The sequence below is a fragment of the Massilia timonae genome, assembly GCF_001866515.1.
GTDB classification, from domain to species: Bacteria; Pseudomonadota; Gammaproteobacteria; order Burkholderiales; family Burkholderiaceae_D; genus Telluria; species Telluria timonae.
Window position 1 is genome coordinate 973812 of the sequence record NZ_JRYB01000001.1, and the last position, 17014, is coordinate 990825.

Annotated in this window: 12 protein-coding genes; 2 read left to right on the forward strand and 10 right to left on the reverse strand. The window is 58.1% G+C overall.

Annotation, left to right across the window (positions count from 1 at the left end):
* Nucleotides 1-223: 223 nt before the first annotated feature.
* Nucleotides 224-1603 (reverse strand): HD-GYP domain-containing protein, encoded by a 1380-nt coding sequence (locus LO55_RS04325; protein WP_071360572.1) that lies wholly within the window; start codon nucleotides 1601-1603, stop codon nucleotides 224-226.
* Nucleotides 1604-1773: 170 nt separating this feature from the next.
* On the opposite strand from LO55_RS04325, the gene LO55_RS04330 reads away from it, so the two are divergent.
* The gene (locus LO55_RS04330) at nucleotides 1774-3357 is read left to right on the forward strand and encodes an FAD-dependent oxidoreductase (protein ID WP_071360573.1); all 1584 of its coding nucleotides are present in this window, start codon (nucleotides 1774-1776) and stop codon (nucleotides 3355-3357) included.
* A 102-nt stretch (nucleotides 3358-3459) separates the two neighbouring features.
* On the opposite strand, the gene LO55_RS04335 is transcribed toward LO55_RS04330, so the two are convergent.
* On the reverse strand, nucleotides 3460-4029 hold the full coding sequence (locus LO55_RS04335; RefSeq protein ID WP_071360574.1) for a hypothetical protein: 570 nt from the start codon (nucleotides 4027-4029) through the stop codon (nucleotides 3460-3462).
* A 183-nt stretch (nucleotides 4030-4212) separates the two neighbouring features.
* On the reverse strand, nucleotides 4213-5352 hold the full coding sequence (locus LO55_RS04340) for a serine hydrolase domain-containing protein (protein WP_229410056.1): 1140 nt from the start codon (nucleotides 5350-5352) through the stop codon (nucleotides 4213-4215).
* 170 nt (nucleotides 5353-5522) lie between these two features.
* On the opposite strand from LO55_RS04340, the gene LO55_RS04345 reads away from it, so the two are divergent.
* Nucleotides 5523-6509 (forward strand): LLM class flavin-dependent oxidoreductase, encoded by a 987-nt coding sequence (locus LO55_RS04345; RefSeq protein WP_071360576.1) that lies wholly within the window; start codon nucleotides 5523-5525, stop codon nucleotides 6507-6509.
* A gap of 130 nt (nucleotides 6510-6639) precedes the next feature.
* Here LO55_RS04345 and LO55_RS25665 read toward each other — a convergent pair whose 3' ends face one another.
* The 7 genes from LO55_RS25665 to lanKC are packed head-to-tail and all read right to left on the reverse strand — an operon-like array spanning nucleotide 6640 to nucleotide 16863.
* Nucleotides 6640-7896 (reverse strand): TolC family protein, encoded by a 1257-nt coding sequence (locus LO55_RS25665; RefSeq protein ID WP_177185499.1) that lies wholly within the window; start codon nucleotides 7894-7896, stop codon nucleotides 6640-6642.
* 8 nt (nucleotides 7897-7904) lie between these two features.
* Nucleotides 7905-8600, reverse strand: a complete 696-nt coding sequence (locus LO55_RS04360; protein WP_071360579.1) for an ABC transporter ATP-binding protein — start codon at nucleotides 8598-8600, stop codon at nucleotides 7905-7907.
* A 9-nt stretch (nucleotides 8601-8609) separates the two neighbouring features.
* Nucleotides 8610-9875: an efflux RND transporter periplasmic adaptor subunit gene (locus LO55_RS04365; protein ID WP_071360580.1), complete on the reverse strand. Its 1266-nt coding sequence runs from the start codon at nucleotides 9873-9875 to the stop codon at nucleotides 8610-8612.
* Between the two features lie 30 nt (nucleotides 9876-9905).
* Nucleotides 9906-11120 carry an ABC transporter permease gene (locus LO55_RS04370; RefSeq protein WP_071360581.1) on the reverse strand — a complete coding sequence of 405 codons (1215 nt, stop codon included), beginning with the start codon at nucleotides 11118-11120 and terminating at the stop codon, nucleotides 9906-9908.
* Between the two features lie 9 nt (nucleotides 11121-11129).
* Nucleotides 11130-12482, reverse strand: a complete 1353-nt coding sequence (locus LO55_RS04375; RefSeq protein ID WP_218145969.1) for an ABC transporter permease — start codon at nucleotides 12480-12482, stop codon at nucleotides 11130-11132.
* Between the two features lie 16 nt (nucleotides 12483-12498).
* Nucleotides 12499-14133, reverse strand: coding sequence for an ABC transporter transmembrane domain-containing protein (locus LO55_RS04380; protein WP_083415163.1), 1635 nt, complete (start codon nucleotides 14131-14133; stop codon nucleotides 12499-12501).
* Between the two features lie 3 nt (nucleotides 14134-14136).
* A complete protein-coding gene (gene lanKC / locus LO55_RS04385; protein ID WP_083415165.1) occupies nucleotides 14137-16863 on the reverse strand; it encodes a class III lanthionine synthetase LanKC in 2727 nt (908 codons plus the stop codon).
* Nucleotides 16864-17014: the final 151 nt, after the last annotated feature.

Consider the following 17014-nt stretch of genomic DNA (forward strand, 5'->3'; position numbering starts at 1 on the left):
CCCTTGCGGTCGCGACTTCCAGGACGTTCGGGCGTCTCTTGGTGTTTATGTATGAAACGCATTCTGGCGGCATCCGCGACCCCGGTTTTGTCAAATCTTGCTATCCAATCTGCAATTTTTCATCGGGATGACATCGACATGCGGCAGGCTGGAGACGCGCACGGCCCTGCCTGCCTGGACAGGCGCGAGGGCAATCAGGAAGGAAAGACGGCGTGGATGAAGATCAGGCTGCGGAAAACGGCGCCTTGGCCATGGCGCGCTTGAGCGCGGCGAAGCAGGCCGGGTCGAGCGCGGTCCCGACCGTCTTTTCCATCATCTCGAGCGCCTGGGGAATCGGGATGGCGCCGCGGTATGGACGCTCGGCGGTGATGGCGTCGAAAATATCCGCGGTGGTGATGATGCGGGTTTCCAGGCGAATTTCTTCGGCCGCCAGGCCGCGCGGATAGCCGCCGCCGTCGAGCCGCTCGTGATGGGCGCCGGCGATCGCGGCCAGCTCGGAGAACGCCGCGATGCGGCCGAGGATGGTCTCGGTGAATTCGGCATGCTGGCGCACCGCGTCCCACTCGGTTCGGTCGAGCGAGCCCGCCTTGTCGAGCACGCTGTTGCTGACGCCGAGCTTGCCGACGTCGTGCAGCAGCGCACCACGCTTGAGCCAGCGGCGACGCTGCGGCGACAGGCCAAGCGCCTCGCCGATCATGTCGGTGTACAGCGCAACCCTCGTGCTGTGGCCACTAGTATAGGGACTCTTGGCATCGACCACCTGGCCGAAGGCGGCGGCGATATCGTCCAGGTAATCCTCGTCGAGCGCGACCTCGTGACCGGCAGGCTCCAGCGCCAGGATGGCGCGGTCGATCTCGGGGCTGGCCAGGATCTGCCAGAACGCATCGTCTTGCGCACAGGTTTCGAACGCCGCCACCAGGCGCGGATCGAACCAGGCGCCGGCCCGCGCGCCGGCTTCGCGCAGCGCCGCCGCGCGCCCGCCGGCGGTGTGGAACACGTCGATCACCTGGGCCAGCAGGGCGATGCGCGCAATGACCGGGATGGCTTCGCCAACGAGCTGGGCCGGCTTGCCCTTGCCATTGAAATGTTCGTCGAGCGAATAGATGCCTTGCGCCACGCCTTCGGGAAAACGCAGCAGGCGCGCGATATCCGCGCCGCGCTGGCAGCGCGTGGCGATCAGGCCCTGTGCGATCTCGGGACCGTCGCGCAGGATCGTCATCACGCTGCGAAAGCGTTCCGCCAGCCCGGCCTTCAGGCCGGTGTGCTTGAGCACGAAGCCGAGCACCTGCGGCAGGCTGTCGCCCACGGTCTTGAAATCGCGCTTGAAGTCCAGGTCGTCGGTGAGATAGAGCTCGCAGATGCGGGCCGCGTTGCTGCTGCAGCCGAGATCCTTCAGCAGCAGCGCGTAATACAGCTCCCACAACTGCTGCTCGGAGAGGCCGGCGGCGCGGCCGACGTGCATGCCAATCCAGCAACAACGCACGCAATGTCCCGCCGGCTGGCCCTCGGTGATGTCGAGCGCGTAGCTCAGCGCCCCGATCAGCTCGGAGAGTTTCATGGCGCTTGGCAGCAGGGATTCCGACGGCGCGGCGAGCGGCTTCATTTTAATTCCGGTATGCAATAAGAGTGGATACTAAGCCATAAAAGTCGCGATGCGCACGCTCTCCACCAGAAATCCCCTGCGATGCGGCAACGACGCCACATCGTGCTACCTGCTTCGTGTCGGCGCGCTAGACTGGCTTTCACAATTGGCGGAAATCGGTGGATTGGATCATGCGCGGCGCGACCAACGGCAGTTCGACTTCGCTCTGGATGGACACCGCCACGGTGCCCGTCTTCCCCCCGCTCGTCGGCGCGCAGGAAGCCCAGGTGTGCGTGATCGGCGCCGGCATCGCCGGCCTCACCGCCGCCTATCTGCTGGCGTGCGAAGACAAGGACGTGGTGGTCGTCGACGCGCTCGGCGTCGGCGCCGGCGAGAGCGGCCGCACCACCGCCCATTTCTTCCCGCCCGACGAGTGGTACCACGGCATCGAACGCCGCTTCGGCCGCGCCCAGGCGCGCCTGGTGGCCGGCAGCTATGCCCATGCCCTGCAGATGGTCGAATCCATCGTGCGCAAGGAAGGCATTGCCTGCGAACTCGAACACCTGGACGGCTACCTGATGGCGCGCGACCCGCGCGACGGGCCGCAGCTCGAGCGTGAATGCGACGCCGCCGTGCGCGCCGGCGTGCAGGCCGAGATGGTCGCCGGCGTGCCGGGCCTGGGGTTCGAGACCGGCCCCGCCGTGCGCTATCCGGGCCAGGCGCAGTTCCATCCGCTCAGATACCTCGACGGCCTGGCGCGCGCCTTCATCCGGCGCGGCGGCCGCATCCATGGCGCCAGCCACGCCCGCCGCATCCGCGGCGACCACCGGCGCCAGCTCGTGTCCCTCGACCATGGCGAGATCCGGGCCCGGGACGTGGTGGTGGCCACGCACACGCCGTTCAACGACCGCGTCGTGATGCACACCAAGCAGGCCGGCTACCGCACCTATGTGATCGGCCTGCGCGTGCCGCATGGCGCATTGCCGCACCTGCTGCTGTGGGACCTGGACGAGCCCTATCACTATGTGCGGCTGGCGTCCGGCATGGACGACGACGAGGTGCTGGTCGTGGGCGGGGCCGATCACAAGACGGGCCAGGACGCGCATCCCGGCCACCGTTACGACGAGCTCGAGCGCTGGGCGCGCGCACGCTTCCCGATGGCGCGCGAACTGGCCTGGCGCTGGTCGGGCGAGGTGATGGAACCGAGCGACGGCCTGGCCTTCCTGGGCCGCAACCCGATGGACGACGACAACGTCTACCTGATCACGGGCGACTCCGGCAACGGCATGACCCACTGCACCATCGGCGCCATGCTGGTGACCGACCTGATCATGGAACGGCCGAATCCCTGGAGCGCATTGTATGACCCGGCGCGCAAGCCCGTGCATGGACTTGGCGAATTCGCCAGCGCCCAGGCGAATGTGGCGGCGCGCTACGGCGACTGGCTGCGCGGCGGAGAAGTCGATTCGGTGCAGATGATTCCGCCCGGTGAGGGCGCGGTGCTGCGCGACGGCTTGCGCCGGGTGGCGGTCTATCGCGATCGCGAAGGCGGCCTGCATGCGTTGTCGGCCAGGTGCACCCATCTCGGTTGCGCGGTGCACTGGAATGGCGCCGAGCAGTCTTGGGACTGCCCCTGTCACGCCTCGCGTTTCGATATCGAGGGCAATGTGCTGCACGGCCCGGCGCCGACGCCGCTGGCGAAGATCGCGCTGGCGCCCGGCGACGCCCTGCCGTCGCAGGACAGACGCGGCGGCGCGCGGCGCGGCATGCGCTGAACGAAAGGAAACGCGAGCCAGAAACGCGAACACCGGCGCGAGCCGGTGTTCAAGATGGCGGCCGGGGACGCCGCCGTTACTGCTGAAGCGCTATCGGCTGGATCAGTAGCCGCGGCCGGTGGTGCCGGTGGTGCCCGTCGTACCGGTGGTGCCGGTCGTACCAGTGGTGCCGGTGGCGCCAGTCGTACCCGTGGTGCCGGTCGAGGTGCCGGTGCGGCCGGTGTCATCCATGGTGCCGGTGGAACCGCTGGTGCCCGTGCCCAGCGAACCGCTCGAACCGCTGGTCGTGCCGGTGGTGCCGGTCGTACCCGTGGTGCCGGTCGTTCCCGAGGTGCCGGTCGTACCCGTGGCGCCGGTCGTGCCGGTGGTGCCCGTGGTGCCGCTCGTGCCCGAGGTGCCGCTGCTGGTGCCGGTTTTGCTGCGGCGGTCGCGGTCACGCTGGTGTTGCGGATCGGTGCTCTGCATGCTGCCGGTCGCGCCGGTCGACGAACTGCCGCTGGTCTGGTCGCGCATGCTGCCGGTCTGGCTGCTGGTGCTGCTGCCGATCTGGCCCGACTGGCCGGTGCTGGTCGAGCCGGTGGTGCTGGTCTGGGCGTTGACCGCAGTGGCGCCGAACATGGCGGCGGCAACCGAAGCACCGAGCATTCCTTTGAGTAACGTATTCATTTTCATGGTGTTCTCCTCAATGTAACTAATGAGTCAGGGGCGGTACCCGGCGCACATGCCGGTCTGGTGGCGTGCTGCGTCGAGTGAGGAGTTCCAGTGTAGGGACATGCTACGGATGGGAGCGCACGGTAGCCGCTCGGAAATACATCATCGTCTTTTAATTTCCACTATCTTGCACCCATCTTTCTCCTACTGCAGAGCTTCCAGTGCAGCCTGGGCAGAGAGCGTGCCGAGCTGCGTGTACAGCGGCAGCACCACGCTGCGGTCGTCCGGATAGACCCGGTTCGACAGGAAGACATACAAACTTTGTGACTGTGGATCGACCCACAGGATGCAGCCGGTGAATCCCGTATGGCCATAGCTGCCGATTGGATAGACATTGCCGCGCGGACGCTTGGCATAGGGCGAGTCGATGTCCATGCCCATCCCCCGCAGCGCTGCGATGCCAGACGGCGACTGCACCGTCGTCAGCAGGCGAACGCTTTCCGGCTGCAATATGCGCACGCCATCGAGTGCTCCATTGCCCAACAGCATGCGACCGAAGCGGGCGACGTCGCCGACGGTCGAGAACACGCCGGCCGAGCCGCCCACGCCGCCCATGCGCCGCACGGTCGGATCGTGCACCACGCCCTGCAGCGGCGCGCCCGGCGCCAGGTCGCCGTGCGCCGTGGGCAGCTGCGCCGCCTCGCTGGCGCCGCGCTGGGTCGGCGCGATGCGCGCCGCCGGCATGCGCTCCAGTGGGCGATAGCCGGTGTCAAGCATGCCCAGCGGGGCGAAGATGCGTTCCTGGGCGAAGCGGTCGAGCGACACGCCCGCCGTGCGCTCGACCAGCAGGCCGAGCAGGATGTAGTTGATGTCCGAGTAGCGGAAGAAACTGCCCGGCGGATGGGTCACCGACTGCGCGCAGGCCAGGGACAGCGCCGCCGTCTTGCCCTGCCACGCCGGTTTCGCCGGCAAGCCCGAGGCCAGGCCCGACACATGCGTCAACAGGTGGCGGACCGTGATCGCTTCCTTGCCGCCGCCGGTACATTCCGGAAAATAATTTGTGAGCGGCGCCTCGAGATCGATCTTGCCCTCCTCGGCCAGCATCAGCACCGATGGCGCCGTCACCAGCACCTTGCTCAGCGAGGCGGCATCGAAGACGGTCGCGGGCGTCACGGCGGCGGCGTCCTCTTCATAGCTGAGCCGTCCGTAGCCGCGCTCGTAGATAGCGGCGCCGCGTTCGAGGTGGTACACCGCGCCCGGCAGCTTGCGGGCGGCGATCGCGGCATCGATGGCGTGATCGATCGCGGTCACGCGTTCCGGATTGAATGGGGGTTCGGCGCTCATGGAAGTCGGCAGGTGGACACAGCCGGCGAGCAACATGACGGCAGGAAAGATCGCAACACGCATGCGAAAAAATTGTTTTGGCATCATGAAGAAATACTAACCCAAGTGGCGACCCCGGCATTTTTGGGTGGCCGCGCACGCGCTTTTTCGCATCGGCGTATCATGGATCCATGATTCCTTTCTCGATACTCGACCTCTCGCCGATCGCTGAAGGCAGCGATGCGGCCACCTCGTTCCAACGCTCGCTCGACCTTGCCCAACATGGCGAGCGCTGGGGTTACAACCGCTTCTGGCTGGCCGAACACCACGGCATGCCGGGCATTGCCAGCGCCGCCACCGCGGTGCTGATCGGCCACGTGGCGTCCGGCACCTCGCGCATCCGCGTGGGCGCCGGCGGCATCATGCTGCCCAACCATTCGCCGCTGGTGATCGCCGAACAGTTCGGCACGCTCGAGGCGCTGCATCCGGGCCGGATCGACCTCGGCCTCGGCCGCGCGCCAGGCTCGGACCACACCACGGCGCGCGCCCTGCGCCGCAACCTGGCGTCGGATGCCGACGAATTCCCGCAAGACGTCGTGGAGTTGATGGATTATTTCGCCGGCTCGACCCGCCGTCCGGTGCAGGCCGTGCCCGGCGCCGGCCTGGACGTGCCGGTGTGGATCCTCGGTTCCAGCCTGTTCGGCGCGCAATTGGCGGCGCACCTCGGCCTGCCGTATGCGTTTGCCTCGCACTTCGCGCCGCAGATGATGATGCAGGCAATCGACATGTACCGCAGCAACTTCCGCCCGTCGGAACAGCTCGACAAGCCGTACATCATGCTGGGCTTTAACGTGTTCGCCGCCGACACCGACGAAGAAGCGCACTTCCTGGCGACCTCGATGCAGCAGGCCTTCGTCAACTTGCGCACCGGCCGCCCGACCAAGCTCAAGCCGCCGGTGAGCGGCTACCTGGAAGCGCTCGACCTGCCCGAACGCATGATGCTCGACAGCGTGCTGTCGTGCTCGGCAATCGGCTCGCGCGTGACGGTGGCTCACCAGCTGCGCGCCTTCATCGAGAAGACCAAGCCGGACGAGCTGATGATCACCTCACAGATCTACGATCACGCGGCGCGCCTGCGCGCTTACGAGATCACGGCGGATATTCAGCGCGCTATGTAAGTTACAGCTTCAGGTGCAAAACACAATCCCGCAGGCATAGCCGGCCGGAACAGACTTGCGGGCTTGCGGCAGGGCTTGCCATCCGTGTCGATCCCGCCTGTCGCCGCTGATCTGGCGGAAGCGCCCCGCCTCATTCCAGTAGGGCGTTGACTGCTGCGAGGTCATCAATCGTCAGGTGCCCTTCGGATTGCTTGAGCAGCAGCAGTGCAACGACATGGCGATGACGAGCTTGGGCGAGTTGAAGTTGTGCCTGGCCATTTGTCTGGATGGCAGTCAGTACGTCGGTGAGACTCCGTGTGCCGATTTGCTGGCCCGAACGTATGGCACTCAGCGCGCGCTCGGCTGCTGCAGCTCCTACTTCGGTCACGCGTATTTGTGCAATGCTTCCCTGCAAGGCTTCCCATTGCGCTTTGACATCTCTCGTAATCTCCCGTCGAGTGATTTCGACCTGTGCGATTTCGGCGTCTCGCTCTGCCACGGCTTGCCTCTTCTGCGCCAAGGCAGCCCCCCCTGTCATCAGCGGAATTGACAATTGGATGCCCACGGTCGAATGCGTCGAGGAGGTTTGAGGCTGATAGGTGTACGGAGCACGTTCCGATGTGACAACGAGAGCCACTGTCGGAAGATGACCGGCACGTGCCGCACTGATACGCTCTTTTGCTGCTGCAATACTTGCCGCGCCAGCTTGCAGTCGCGGGTGGTCCGCCAGTGCTTCGGGTTCCGGCCCAGAACGAAGCACGACAGGCCGCCAATTTTTTTTCAGGGGTTTAAGTTGTTCCGGGGCACGTCCAATGAGTTGCTGGAGTGCTTGGCGAGCATCGGCCAATACCTCCTTGGCCTGCTGGGTCGTACCCTGTGCAAGACCAAGAAAGGCACGCGCTTGATCCACGTCTGCTGCCGCCGAAAGTCCTTCCGCAACGCGTACCTCGTTCTGTCGTACCAATTCGGCATATGCAGCTTCGTTGGCGATATAGGTGGCGAGCTGACTTTCCGCCGTAAGCATTGCGAAATAACGCACGGCAACCTCGGCCAGCAAGGATTGCTTGTCGGCTTGAAAATTAGCTTCTTGTGCACTGGCGTCCGCGCGGGCAGCATTCCATTCGGAACGGGCAGCTAAATCGATCACTGACTGTGAGATCTCACTGGTCACAGTATTGAAGTATGCTCCTTCCGAACGCTGTCGCTCGGAAATCAGTTTCCATTGCGGGAGCAATGGAGCACGGGCGGCATCGGCATCAGCGCGGGCCAACTGTGTCTGCGCCAGGGACTTTTGCAGTATCGGGGAATTGGCGCGAGCCTGAATGTAGAGTGTAAGCAGATCATCGGTTGTCGCCGCTGCCGCTTGAGAAAATATACCAAGTAATGCGATCCAGATTAAGCGCCTCACGTACTGCCTCAATTCGACGCGAGGAACTGGGAATCGCGCAGCGGCTCAGTCGCTTGGCCATCCTTAACCCGTATGATTCGTTGGGCGCGTTCGGCCAAGGGCAGATCGTGGGTAACCATCACGATAGTGGCGCCCCCCACATGAAGTTCTTCCAATAGCTCCGTGACTCCACGAGCCATTTCGCTGTCGAGATTACCAGTAGGTTCATCGGCCAACAGGAGCGGTGGGGAGCCGGCCAGAGCACGCGCAATCGCCACCCGCTGTTGTTGTCCACCCGATAGTTGACCAGGGTAATGCTTTGCACGCGAGCCAAGCCCTACCCGTTTCAGAGCCGCATGAGCGAGTTCACGCCGCTCGGAGGCGCTGACGCCTCGATAGGCCAAAGGGACTTCAATATTATTGATCAGGTTAAGATCAGGGATCAAATTGAAGGACTGGAAGATAAACCCGATCTTGCGGTTGCGAAGACGACTCCGCGCGGTGTCGTTCATATTGCTCACATCGGTTCCATCGAGCAAGTAAGTGCCGCCGCTAGGCGTATCCACCAATCCGGCGATACCGAGGAATGTACTTTTCCCCGAACCGGACGGACCGGTAACTGCGACGAATTCGCCCTGGCTGACAACAAGGTTGAAATCACGTAATGCTTTTGTTTCAACGGTGTCGGTGCGGTAGACCTTGGCAATATGCTGCATCATAAGCATGGAACGCCCCTACTTGATTAATTGAACACGTTCGGCGTTTTTGAATATTTCACTACCGGAAATTATCATTTCTTCGCCCGTCTTGATCCCATCCAGAATTTCCACCTGGGAAATACCTAAAACACCCAGACGGATCGGCCGTCTGACAGCCATTTCGCCGGACACTACGTAAGCCCAGCGACCTCCGTTCTCCTCGACAAAGGACCCGCGTGCGACACGCAATACCTCGCTGCGCTTATCCAGCAATACACGTACTGAAAGCCGCTGATTCTGGCGCAGCGCTTGTGGAGGCATCTCGTCGAAACTCAGTCTTGCGGAAACTTCTCCGTTCACCACCTCAGGTGAAACACTGCTGACCCGCCCCCGCCACTGGCCCCCGCTACCGCTAATCTCACCAGCCATGCCAGCAGTCAGTTCACGGGCCTGACTTTCCGCGACCTGGACCTGCACTTCGAGCTTGCTGAGATCCACCACCGCCAAGAGTTTTGCGTCCTTGGCAACGGTGGAACGGTCGCTCACAAAAATCTGGCCCACCTGCCCATCAACGGGAGAACGAATCGACAACTCCTCCTGTTGCCGCTGCAAATCAGCGACCTGTAATACGGCACGCTCATAGGCGTGGCGGCGGACAGCAAGCTCAAAGCGGGTCGCATCGTTTTTCAGCGTCGATGCCTTCTTTGCTTGCTCATGCGCGATCTTGGCGCGGGCTAGCGCATCACGCGCTTGCTCGACTGTCAGGCCAGCAGTGGCTCCCACCTCGAACGCACGAGTCTGGCGGGAAAGCTCATTGTTTGCAGCGGCGAGCTCCAGCTCGGCCATCTGCACCGCCGCCTCGGCGCTTGCGTACGCTTGGCGCGTATCAGCTTCGGCAAGCAGCCAGGCGCTTTTGTCGGCATCGGCGGCACTCCGGGCTTGTGCGAGATTGGCCAGCAATTCAGGGCTGGCGATACTTGCCAAAATCTGGCCCACTTTCACAGGGTTGCCGGGCTGAACATTGAAAGTGATCGTACCGCCTGACCCTGCATATAAAGTCGGAGCCGAAGCGGCGATAACCTTGCCTTCAGCCGACACATCCCGTGTCAGATCGCCGATTTCAGCGGTTGCGATAGTAACGCGCGAGCGGCTATAGCTTGCCCCGGCATTCGTCGAATTATTGAACTGGAATAGGATGCCGGCTGCCAGTGCCAGAGCAAGCACACCAAAGACTGGCGCGCGACTCCGACGCAATCGAGAGTTCGAAAGTGGCGTGTCTTGAGCTGAGGTATCGGCTATCATTTTCAGTTATCTAGACAATATTTGGAAGAATTAAGCAGACTTGATTGCGCTCATCGGCGAAATTCCGGACGCGCTCAAGGCTGGTGCCAGAACAGCAAGCTGGCCTAGAATCCAGAGCACGATCGCTCCTACAGGAAAATACATTAGAGGCAATTTAGGCAATTCATAGAATTTCATCAACCCGAGATTCATTTCGTACGAGACCAACATTCCCAAGACGATTCCAGATGTAACGATAAGAAAGTTTTCAATCTGAAAATAGCTCAGAATGTCACCTTTGGTAGCACCGAGAGCGCGCCGAATGCCGATTTGCTTAGCACGTTGTGATACCCAGAAATCAGCCAATCCAATGATTCCCAATGCTGTGGTTCCCAATAAACCGATGATGAGGGATAGCAACAATCCCAGCATAATCCGGGATTTTTCAAAAAAAGCGCCGCGCAGGTCTTCCAGGCTCCTGCTTGCCTCGATATCCAATATCAAATTGGGCACGGTTTTTTGGACGATTTTCTTCGCGTCATCGAGGATGCGCGCCATATCATGTGGGTTGCCGCGAATGAGGTATTTTCCATCCAAGCCTTCGCCGTTGGAGGTGGGAACAAAAACCGCCCAATCTGGATCTTCATCCGCGCTGATAGTTGGGTAGACGGTAGATAGATGCTCGATGACACCAACGACTCTAAATACGGTTTCGAGAACCCAAAACTGCTTCCCCAACGGGTCTTCCCCAGGCCAGAATTTTTCTGCGAGCTTCCTGGTGATCAGAATCGGTGGACTGGCCGGGAAAAGTTGCGCGATAGGGGTGTACTCGTCCTTGGAGGGCAAACGTCCGGCAGTCAACCGCAATCCGAGAGACTCGACGGCTGCCGTATCGCCGAGATAGAAATCAATAACACCGGCAAATTGTTTTTGTTCGGGGTCAAGATGAACGCCGGCCCTGAGACCACCACCACCAAAAGGTACAGCGCTGATCACGCTGACATTTTGAACCCCTGCAACGCCATGCAGCGCAGCGACGATGCGGGCATTCAAGTCCGGCGCTTGGTGCTGCTCGTAGCCGGCAACCTTCACCAATGCCAAGGACGACTCATCAATTCCACTATCGATACGCATTGCTTCGACACGCTGCATAATGAGAAAAGTAGCATTGCATAGAACCCCGAAAGACAGGGATATTTGTAAAACGATCAGCAACGTCACGAGCCGATGCTTGCGTAATGCGGCCATTACATATTGAATCTGCATATGACCTCTTTATGGCTGATTTAACTGCACTGCAGGCTGAATCATTGTGGCACGCAACGCCGGTATTAGACCGGCAATTAAGCTGACGACGAAAGATAGCGCAAACGTCGTCAAGAACATTGGTATATCCAAATACGCAAGGTCAACGTACGGGACGGGTTGTTGACGCACCAGATACAAGCCGAGCTGGGTCAGCAACAAACCGAGCATGCCGCCCAGCACCCCAATGAATCCGGCCTCAGCCAGACATTGAATAAATATGGCGACACGCGTTGCGCCAAGGGCGCGACGCAAGCCAATCTCACGGCTGTGGCGCAGGAATTTTGCCAAGAGAAGCGCGACGACATTGACCAGGCAAATCGCCAGGAACGCTGCCGCGAGCACTGCTTGAAGTTTTACGTCACCAGGCACGACAAGATTGAAGTCAAGCCAGTCGCTCAGCATGCGCAGACGGGTGTTCTCAGCATATTTAACGCGTCCCTCGTCCTTGAGTTGAGAAGCGCTGTTATCCAGGAAGCGCTTGTATGCAGCGACTCTGGCCGGATCATCCAGTCGAACCCATAAACCAATCCAGGTGCAGGGCGACCGCTCCAAGTTGTCGCTTGGGTCACGTTTTGCCCAGCAACTGAATGGATGGAAATTTTCGCCGTTAATCTCCAATCCGGAAAAGAAGGGGATGAACACATCGTCGGGCTGGCTGTAGAACGACGATGTATCACCACCACTGAATCGCCCACCGCGTACCGCGTAAAATAATGGCGCTGGACGCCACTCATCGAGAACACCAACGATTCGCACGTCAGAGTTGGCTATACGAAGAATCTTGCCAACACTATTCGCACCACCGAACAATTTTTCGTTAAGTGTTGACGAAATGACGACCACACGAGTGCGTCCGGAATCGTCCGACGCGCTCCACGCTTGTCCGAACTTGAAGGGAACATTGAACATCGAAAAGAAGTCAGCAGTCGTGGCGCGCAGGGACAGCATTTGCGGCGGAAGCGAAGAATCGGTGGGGCGGACCTTGGCCGTACTCCCCGCCACCAGGGTTTGCTGATCCGCCTGCTTGGCATTCCAGAGATCGACCGCTGTCTGATAATCAAGGACATCCGGCGGTTCTTGGCCTTTGGATTGGGGATTGACATCAACTTGAGCGTAATAGATGTTCTGGCTCCGACCAGGTAAAGGATCACCAGACAATAGACGCATCACTGCCAAGGTCGTCATGCTTGCGCCGATTCCGACGCCGATCGCCAGCACCATCAACGCTGTCAGCACCTTGTTACGCTGGGTGTTGTGCTGAACGACTTTTAGAATATAACGAAGCATAAAGTTACCGATTGCAAAAAGTACCAGTTCCAAAGATCCTAATCAAATGCTAGCTGTGCTGCATGTCTTTCGGATTCTCCTTGTGAGCCGTTTGTTCATATTCCAGACCGGAATCATCGCCAAGGACACGCACCTGATCGAACTTGGAATAATATTCCACTGAAGCATGCATGATCATTACAAGGATTTTGCCATCGGTGCGTTCCCAAATTGCGCGCATCGCAATATCACGGCTATTCACATCGAGGTTTGCCAATGGCTCATCAAGCACATAGAGATCAGCCTCTTTAGAAAGAGACAACGCCAATGATATCTTCTGTTGCTGTCCCGCCGACAGTTGGTCGGGGAAGGAATCCAAGATATCCGGCTTATCGACTGCAAACTGCTTCAGCAAATCTGCCTTGATATCGAGATCTCGCACCTTTATTGGTGGAAAGAATACCGGCAAGGTGGCAGCACTGATTTTCGGAGGAAGTTGCAGGTCGCCAGAGGATGGGGAAAGGTAACCGGCAAGTATGTTTGCCAACGTAGTTTTTCCCGAACCGTTATTGCCAACGATCAGCAGACGCGTTCCTGGCTCTACATCGATCGAAAAATCACATACCACCTTATTGTCGGCATAACTGAAACAGATTTCGCTTGCCCTGACCGCAGTGCCGTTCTTGCAAGATGGCGTGGTGCCGTGATCATTCATGAATGATGCCAGTCGGTTGACGACGGCACCCAAAGCATGCAGATCTGCTGACAGGCTGAAGATCTGGATCAGTGTGGTGGCGGATCGCCAGAAAGCATTCATGAAAGAAAAATAGGCGCCGATGGTCATCTGCTTTTTCAATACCAGGAGCGCTCCCACGAAAATCGAACAGGCATCGGAGACGCTCATGGTCAGATCGCTGGCGGTTTGCAGGCGACGAACGACCTGTTGTTTTCGGTATCCCGACTCCAGCGTTTCACCCATGGTTTTGTTGAACTTGTCCAAGGTCTGCGGGATCATCGTGTAAGTACGGACCATTTTTAGCGCGTCCACTGATTTGGTAAGAATACCCATCAATTTCGCTTCATTGTCCCGCTCGACGATAGCGAGGTGCCGAATCCTCGTGCTGACTTTAATGCTGACCCACGTGGCCACCGGGATGAGCACAGCCAGAATCGCGAACGCTTGCCAGGACAGAATTAACAGCACGGAAATAAGTCCGACAAACATGACGGCAGACACCACGGTTCTCCGTACGAGCGCCAACATCGGAACCAGGCCATCTTTAACATCCGATCGTATCCTGGACAGATAGTAACCGCTGCCTTCCCTTAATACATCGCCATAATTCTTTCCGTAATAGGCATACAATATTCGGCTACTGGTGTCTGCAACAATCTTATTGTCCACCCTCATCTGCCAAAGAGATAGATAATAGCCAACGATATTCAGGGTAACCCCGAGCAATAAATAAGCAAAAACCAGCATGAGGAAGCGATTTAATTCGGTTCCCTGATTGACGCCGTCGAAAATCTCCTTGACCAACAATGGATGAATGATCGTTTCTGATCCCGCGACAACGCAGTTGCAAGACAGTGCGGTCCAGTACTGCCGCCTTGTTGCCCCCAACATCCTGAAGAAATTTCGAAACGTTGATGGCTCGCCCGGCGCTCGACGTGACCCAAGATCTTTTTTCTTTTGCGCGCTCATCGCTTAGTGGCTCAATGTCTCTACTTGTTTGAGCGCCTGTTCGTCGCTGGCATTGATCTGAAGCCGGTCAAGTTCATCCAGACAAAACTCGTCCTCGGAAGGATTCACTCGTCGATGAAATGTCCTCATGACGCCAGCAACACCGGTCGCATAGTCGCAAGTAATGCGGAACAGATTTTCTCCAGGCGTGGCATAGCCATCTTCATACTTCAGCAGGTACAGATCGATGATCCCCTGCAGAGATGTATCCGCCATCGCGAGATATTTTTCATCGGACGTATATCTGTAGGCATCGATGAGTACATCGGCGAAGCCTGCCAACCCGAATATAAGTCCTGCAAAGCTGGCATACTTTCGATCAATATCACCAATAAAGCCGTCCAGATCATTACCCCACATACCATAACGGATTGCGACCTTGATGATGCCGGCACTACCTTCTTCAATGTAGTGCTCATAAGTCACTGCATCGTCCGCGTTGGCTGGAACAGTCAGATTTCCTGGTTCCAATTCTCGGCCCCACGACATGTCGTACTGCAGGGCTTTCTTGCCCATTGTGCGCCATTTAGTTTCGCCGGTAACTTGGGACAATCGCAAAAGAAATAACGCAACGCCACTTTGCCCGTAACCGAAGCCGATCCACACCTGGCCATCTTCCTCCCAGTAAATTCCTCGCTCATTTTCCCTCGCCTGTTCTATCAACGTTTCGGCCAAGCCGAGCGCTGCATCAAGATAATCGCGATCCTTCAATCTGAGATAGGCGGCCAGATTCGCCATGCCAATTCCGGCCATGCCGAAGTAAAGAGAATGATGGGCACGCGTCAGTGGGTTGTTATTCGCGTGCTTCAGTAAACGCTGCGCAGTGCCGTTATCCCCAGCCTCTAATGAACACCATGCAATACCAGATGAACCTACCAGGAACCCAGGAGCGAGTTCTTCCAGCTTAAGATTGGACAATTCGCTTCGATAACGTTCAATGGCAGGCAAAGGCGCATCGAAACCGCACTTCGACAGAGCGTGGATAACACCTGTCGCGCCGAAACCGAATGAAAGCGGGTTATCCCGCTGACCAAATGGGTCCACTGGAAAAACGGTATAAATCTCTTCCAGTCGATAGTTAGAAACGAGGAACCGCGCCATCTCATTGCAGATTTTTATTGGATCTGGCCCGTGGAGAGCATGCCTTTTTATTGGATGCTCGATAGTGTAGGGGCTGGACTCCAGCAAGTCAGCGGCTTGACTACAAGTGATTTTGTTATTGACCAGCTGGGTAATGATAGAGAGTATCGACGTGTTCTCCCAGCCAACGTCCCTCACCAATGTCGGCAATACACACGTAAATAAGTCTTCGCGAAGAAATTGCATTGCAGCAATCGGAAAGATTGCGTACAACATAATGACGCCGATCGCGAACGTATCATCATCATAAGTGCTGTTCAGCTCGCGTCCTTTGGATGGGATTCTGAACTCAGGCGTATGAAGTCGTTGCGGCTCATCAATCCCTGGGCGAAATGCACCTTCGAGGTCGATAAATCGAACCGCCATCGTCTCCTTGTCTACGAGAATATTCTTAGGTGACACATCACCGATGACGATTCCCTGTGCATGGATGCGATCCATGCTTCTCAAGGCATTGACGAATACGTTCTTGTAAATGCTGTAGAAATTCTGGCTCGAAGCGAGCGATGGCTTTGTATCGACTAATGGACTCGATTCAAGCATGACCAGACGTATATCGGAGGCCGGGAAATATTCTTCAACCAGATAATGATTTTCCCAATCTCGAAATGAGTCATAGATTTCAGGAACAAGACCAGTACCACCGAGCATACGGAGGATTTTTTCCTCCTGAAGCAGGCGGCTCACCGAATCCGTATTATTCCCCCCCAGCTCAATATATGGACGTGCTTCCTTGATGACACACTCCCGTCCCGTCGCCAATTCGGTCGACAGATACACGCCCCCGGTATTGGAAAAACCGAGCGCCTCCTTCACCAAATATCGCCCATTATTGAGGGTTAATTCTGCGTGATCAGCTTGCTCCTCGGGGAACGGATCGGAAGTCCATGGAGGAGTCTCGAAATATGGTGTACGATGATCGGGAATTTTCTCTCCATCTGGCGAGAGGATCACTGCCTGCTTCTCACCCGTGTAGAGGATCCTGGTAAGCTGGGTAATTCCGCCATAGCGATAATAGAGGCAACGACAGTCCTTGTAGCGCCGATCGGACAGGATGTAGGATCCGACATCGTCTCGCAGGATTTCATAAGCCTTCTCGATGATCTCTCGAAATTTTTCGTCGGTGGGCGGATATAAGGTGATGAATTTTCCCGATCCGCCACGTGACCAACGCTTCGATGTCATCATCTTCAGCGTTTCGATATCGTTGGCGAATTTGAACTGGATATTATTTTGCAGCGCCATGCCTGCGACCTTCGCTAGCACGTCCTGACAGTTGGATTCGATGGCTGAGACGTGAATTTTCCAGCCCTGGACCGGCAGCCTGTCCGATTCCGCACGCTTTGCCGGGAGAACGTGAGTCCATACATCTGACCGGTGTATTTCCCATGGCTCTTCCCGATCTTCCAACATGGGGCTTACCAGATCGAGGAGCTCCCCGGTTGGTTGATAGTGCGCGTAGCCGGGTTCATAAAAACGCTTATTGGGCCGAAGATAGGCAATTTTGTCGATGTGGCGGAGATCGCGCATCCCTCTTAATTTTTTTACCATGTCCACACTCCCGCTTGATTAGCCCTTCGGTCGACTTCAGAATACAGCTTCTTTCGTCCCCAAAAATTCCATTCACTTCTTGTCTCGTCACATCAGGAACACGTCTTGATCGAATACCTGATACTAGTCGAGCGTTTCACTTACGCATGGC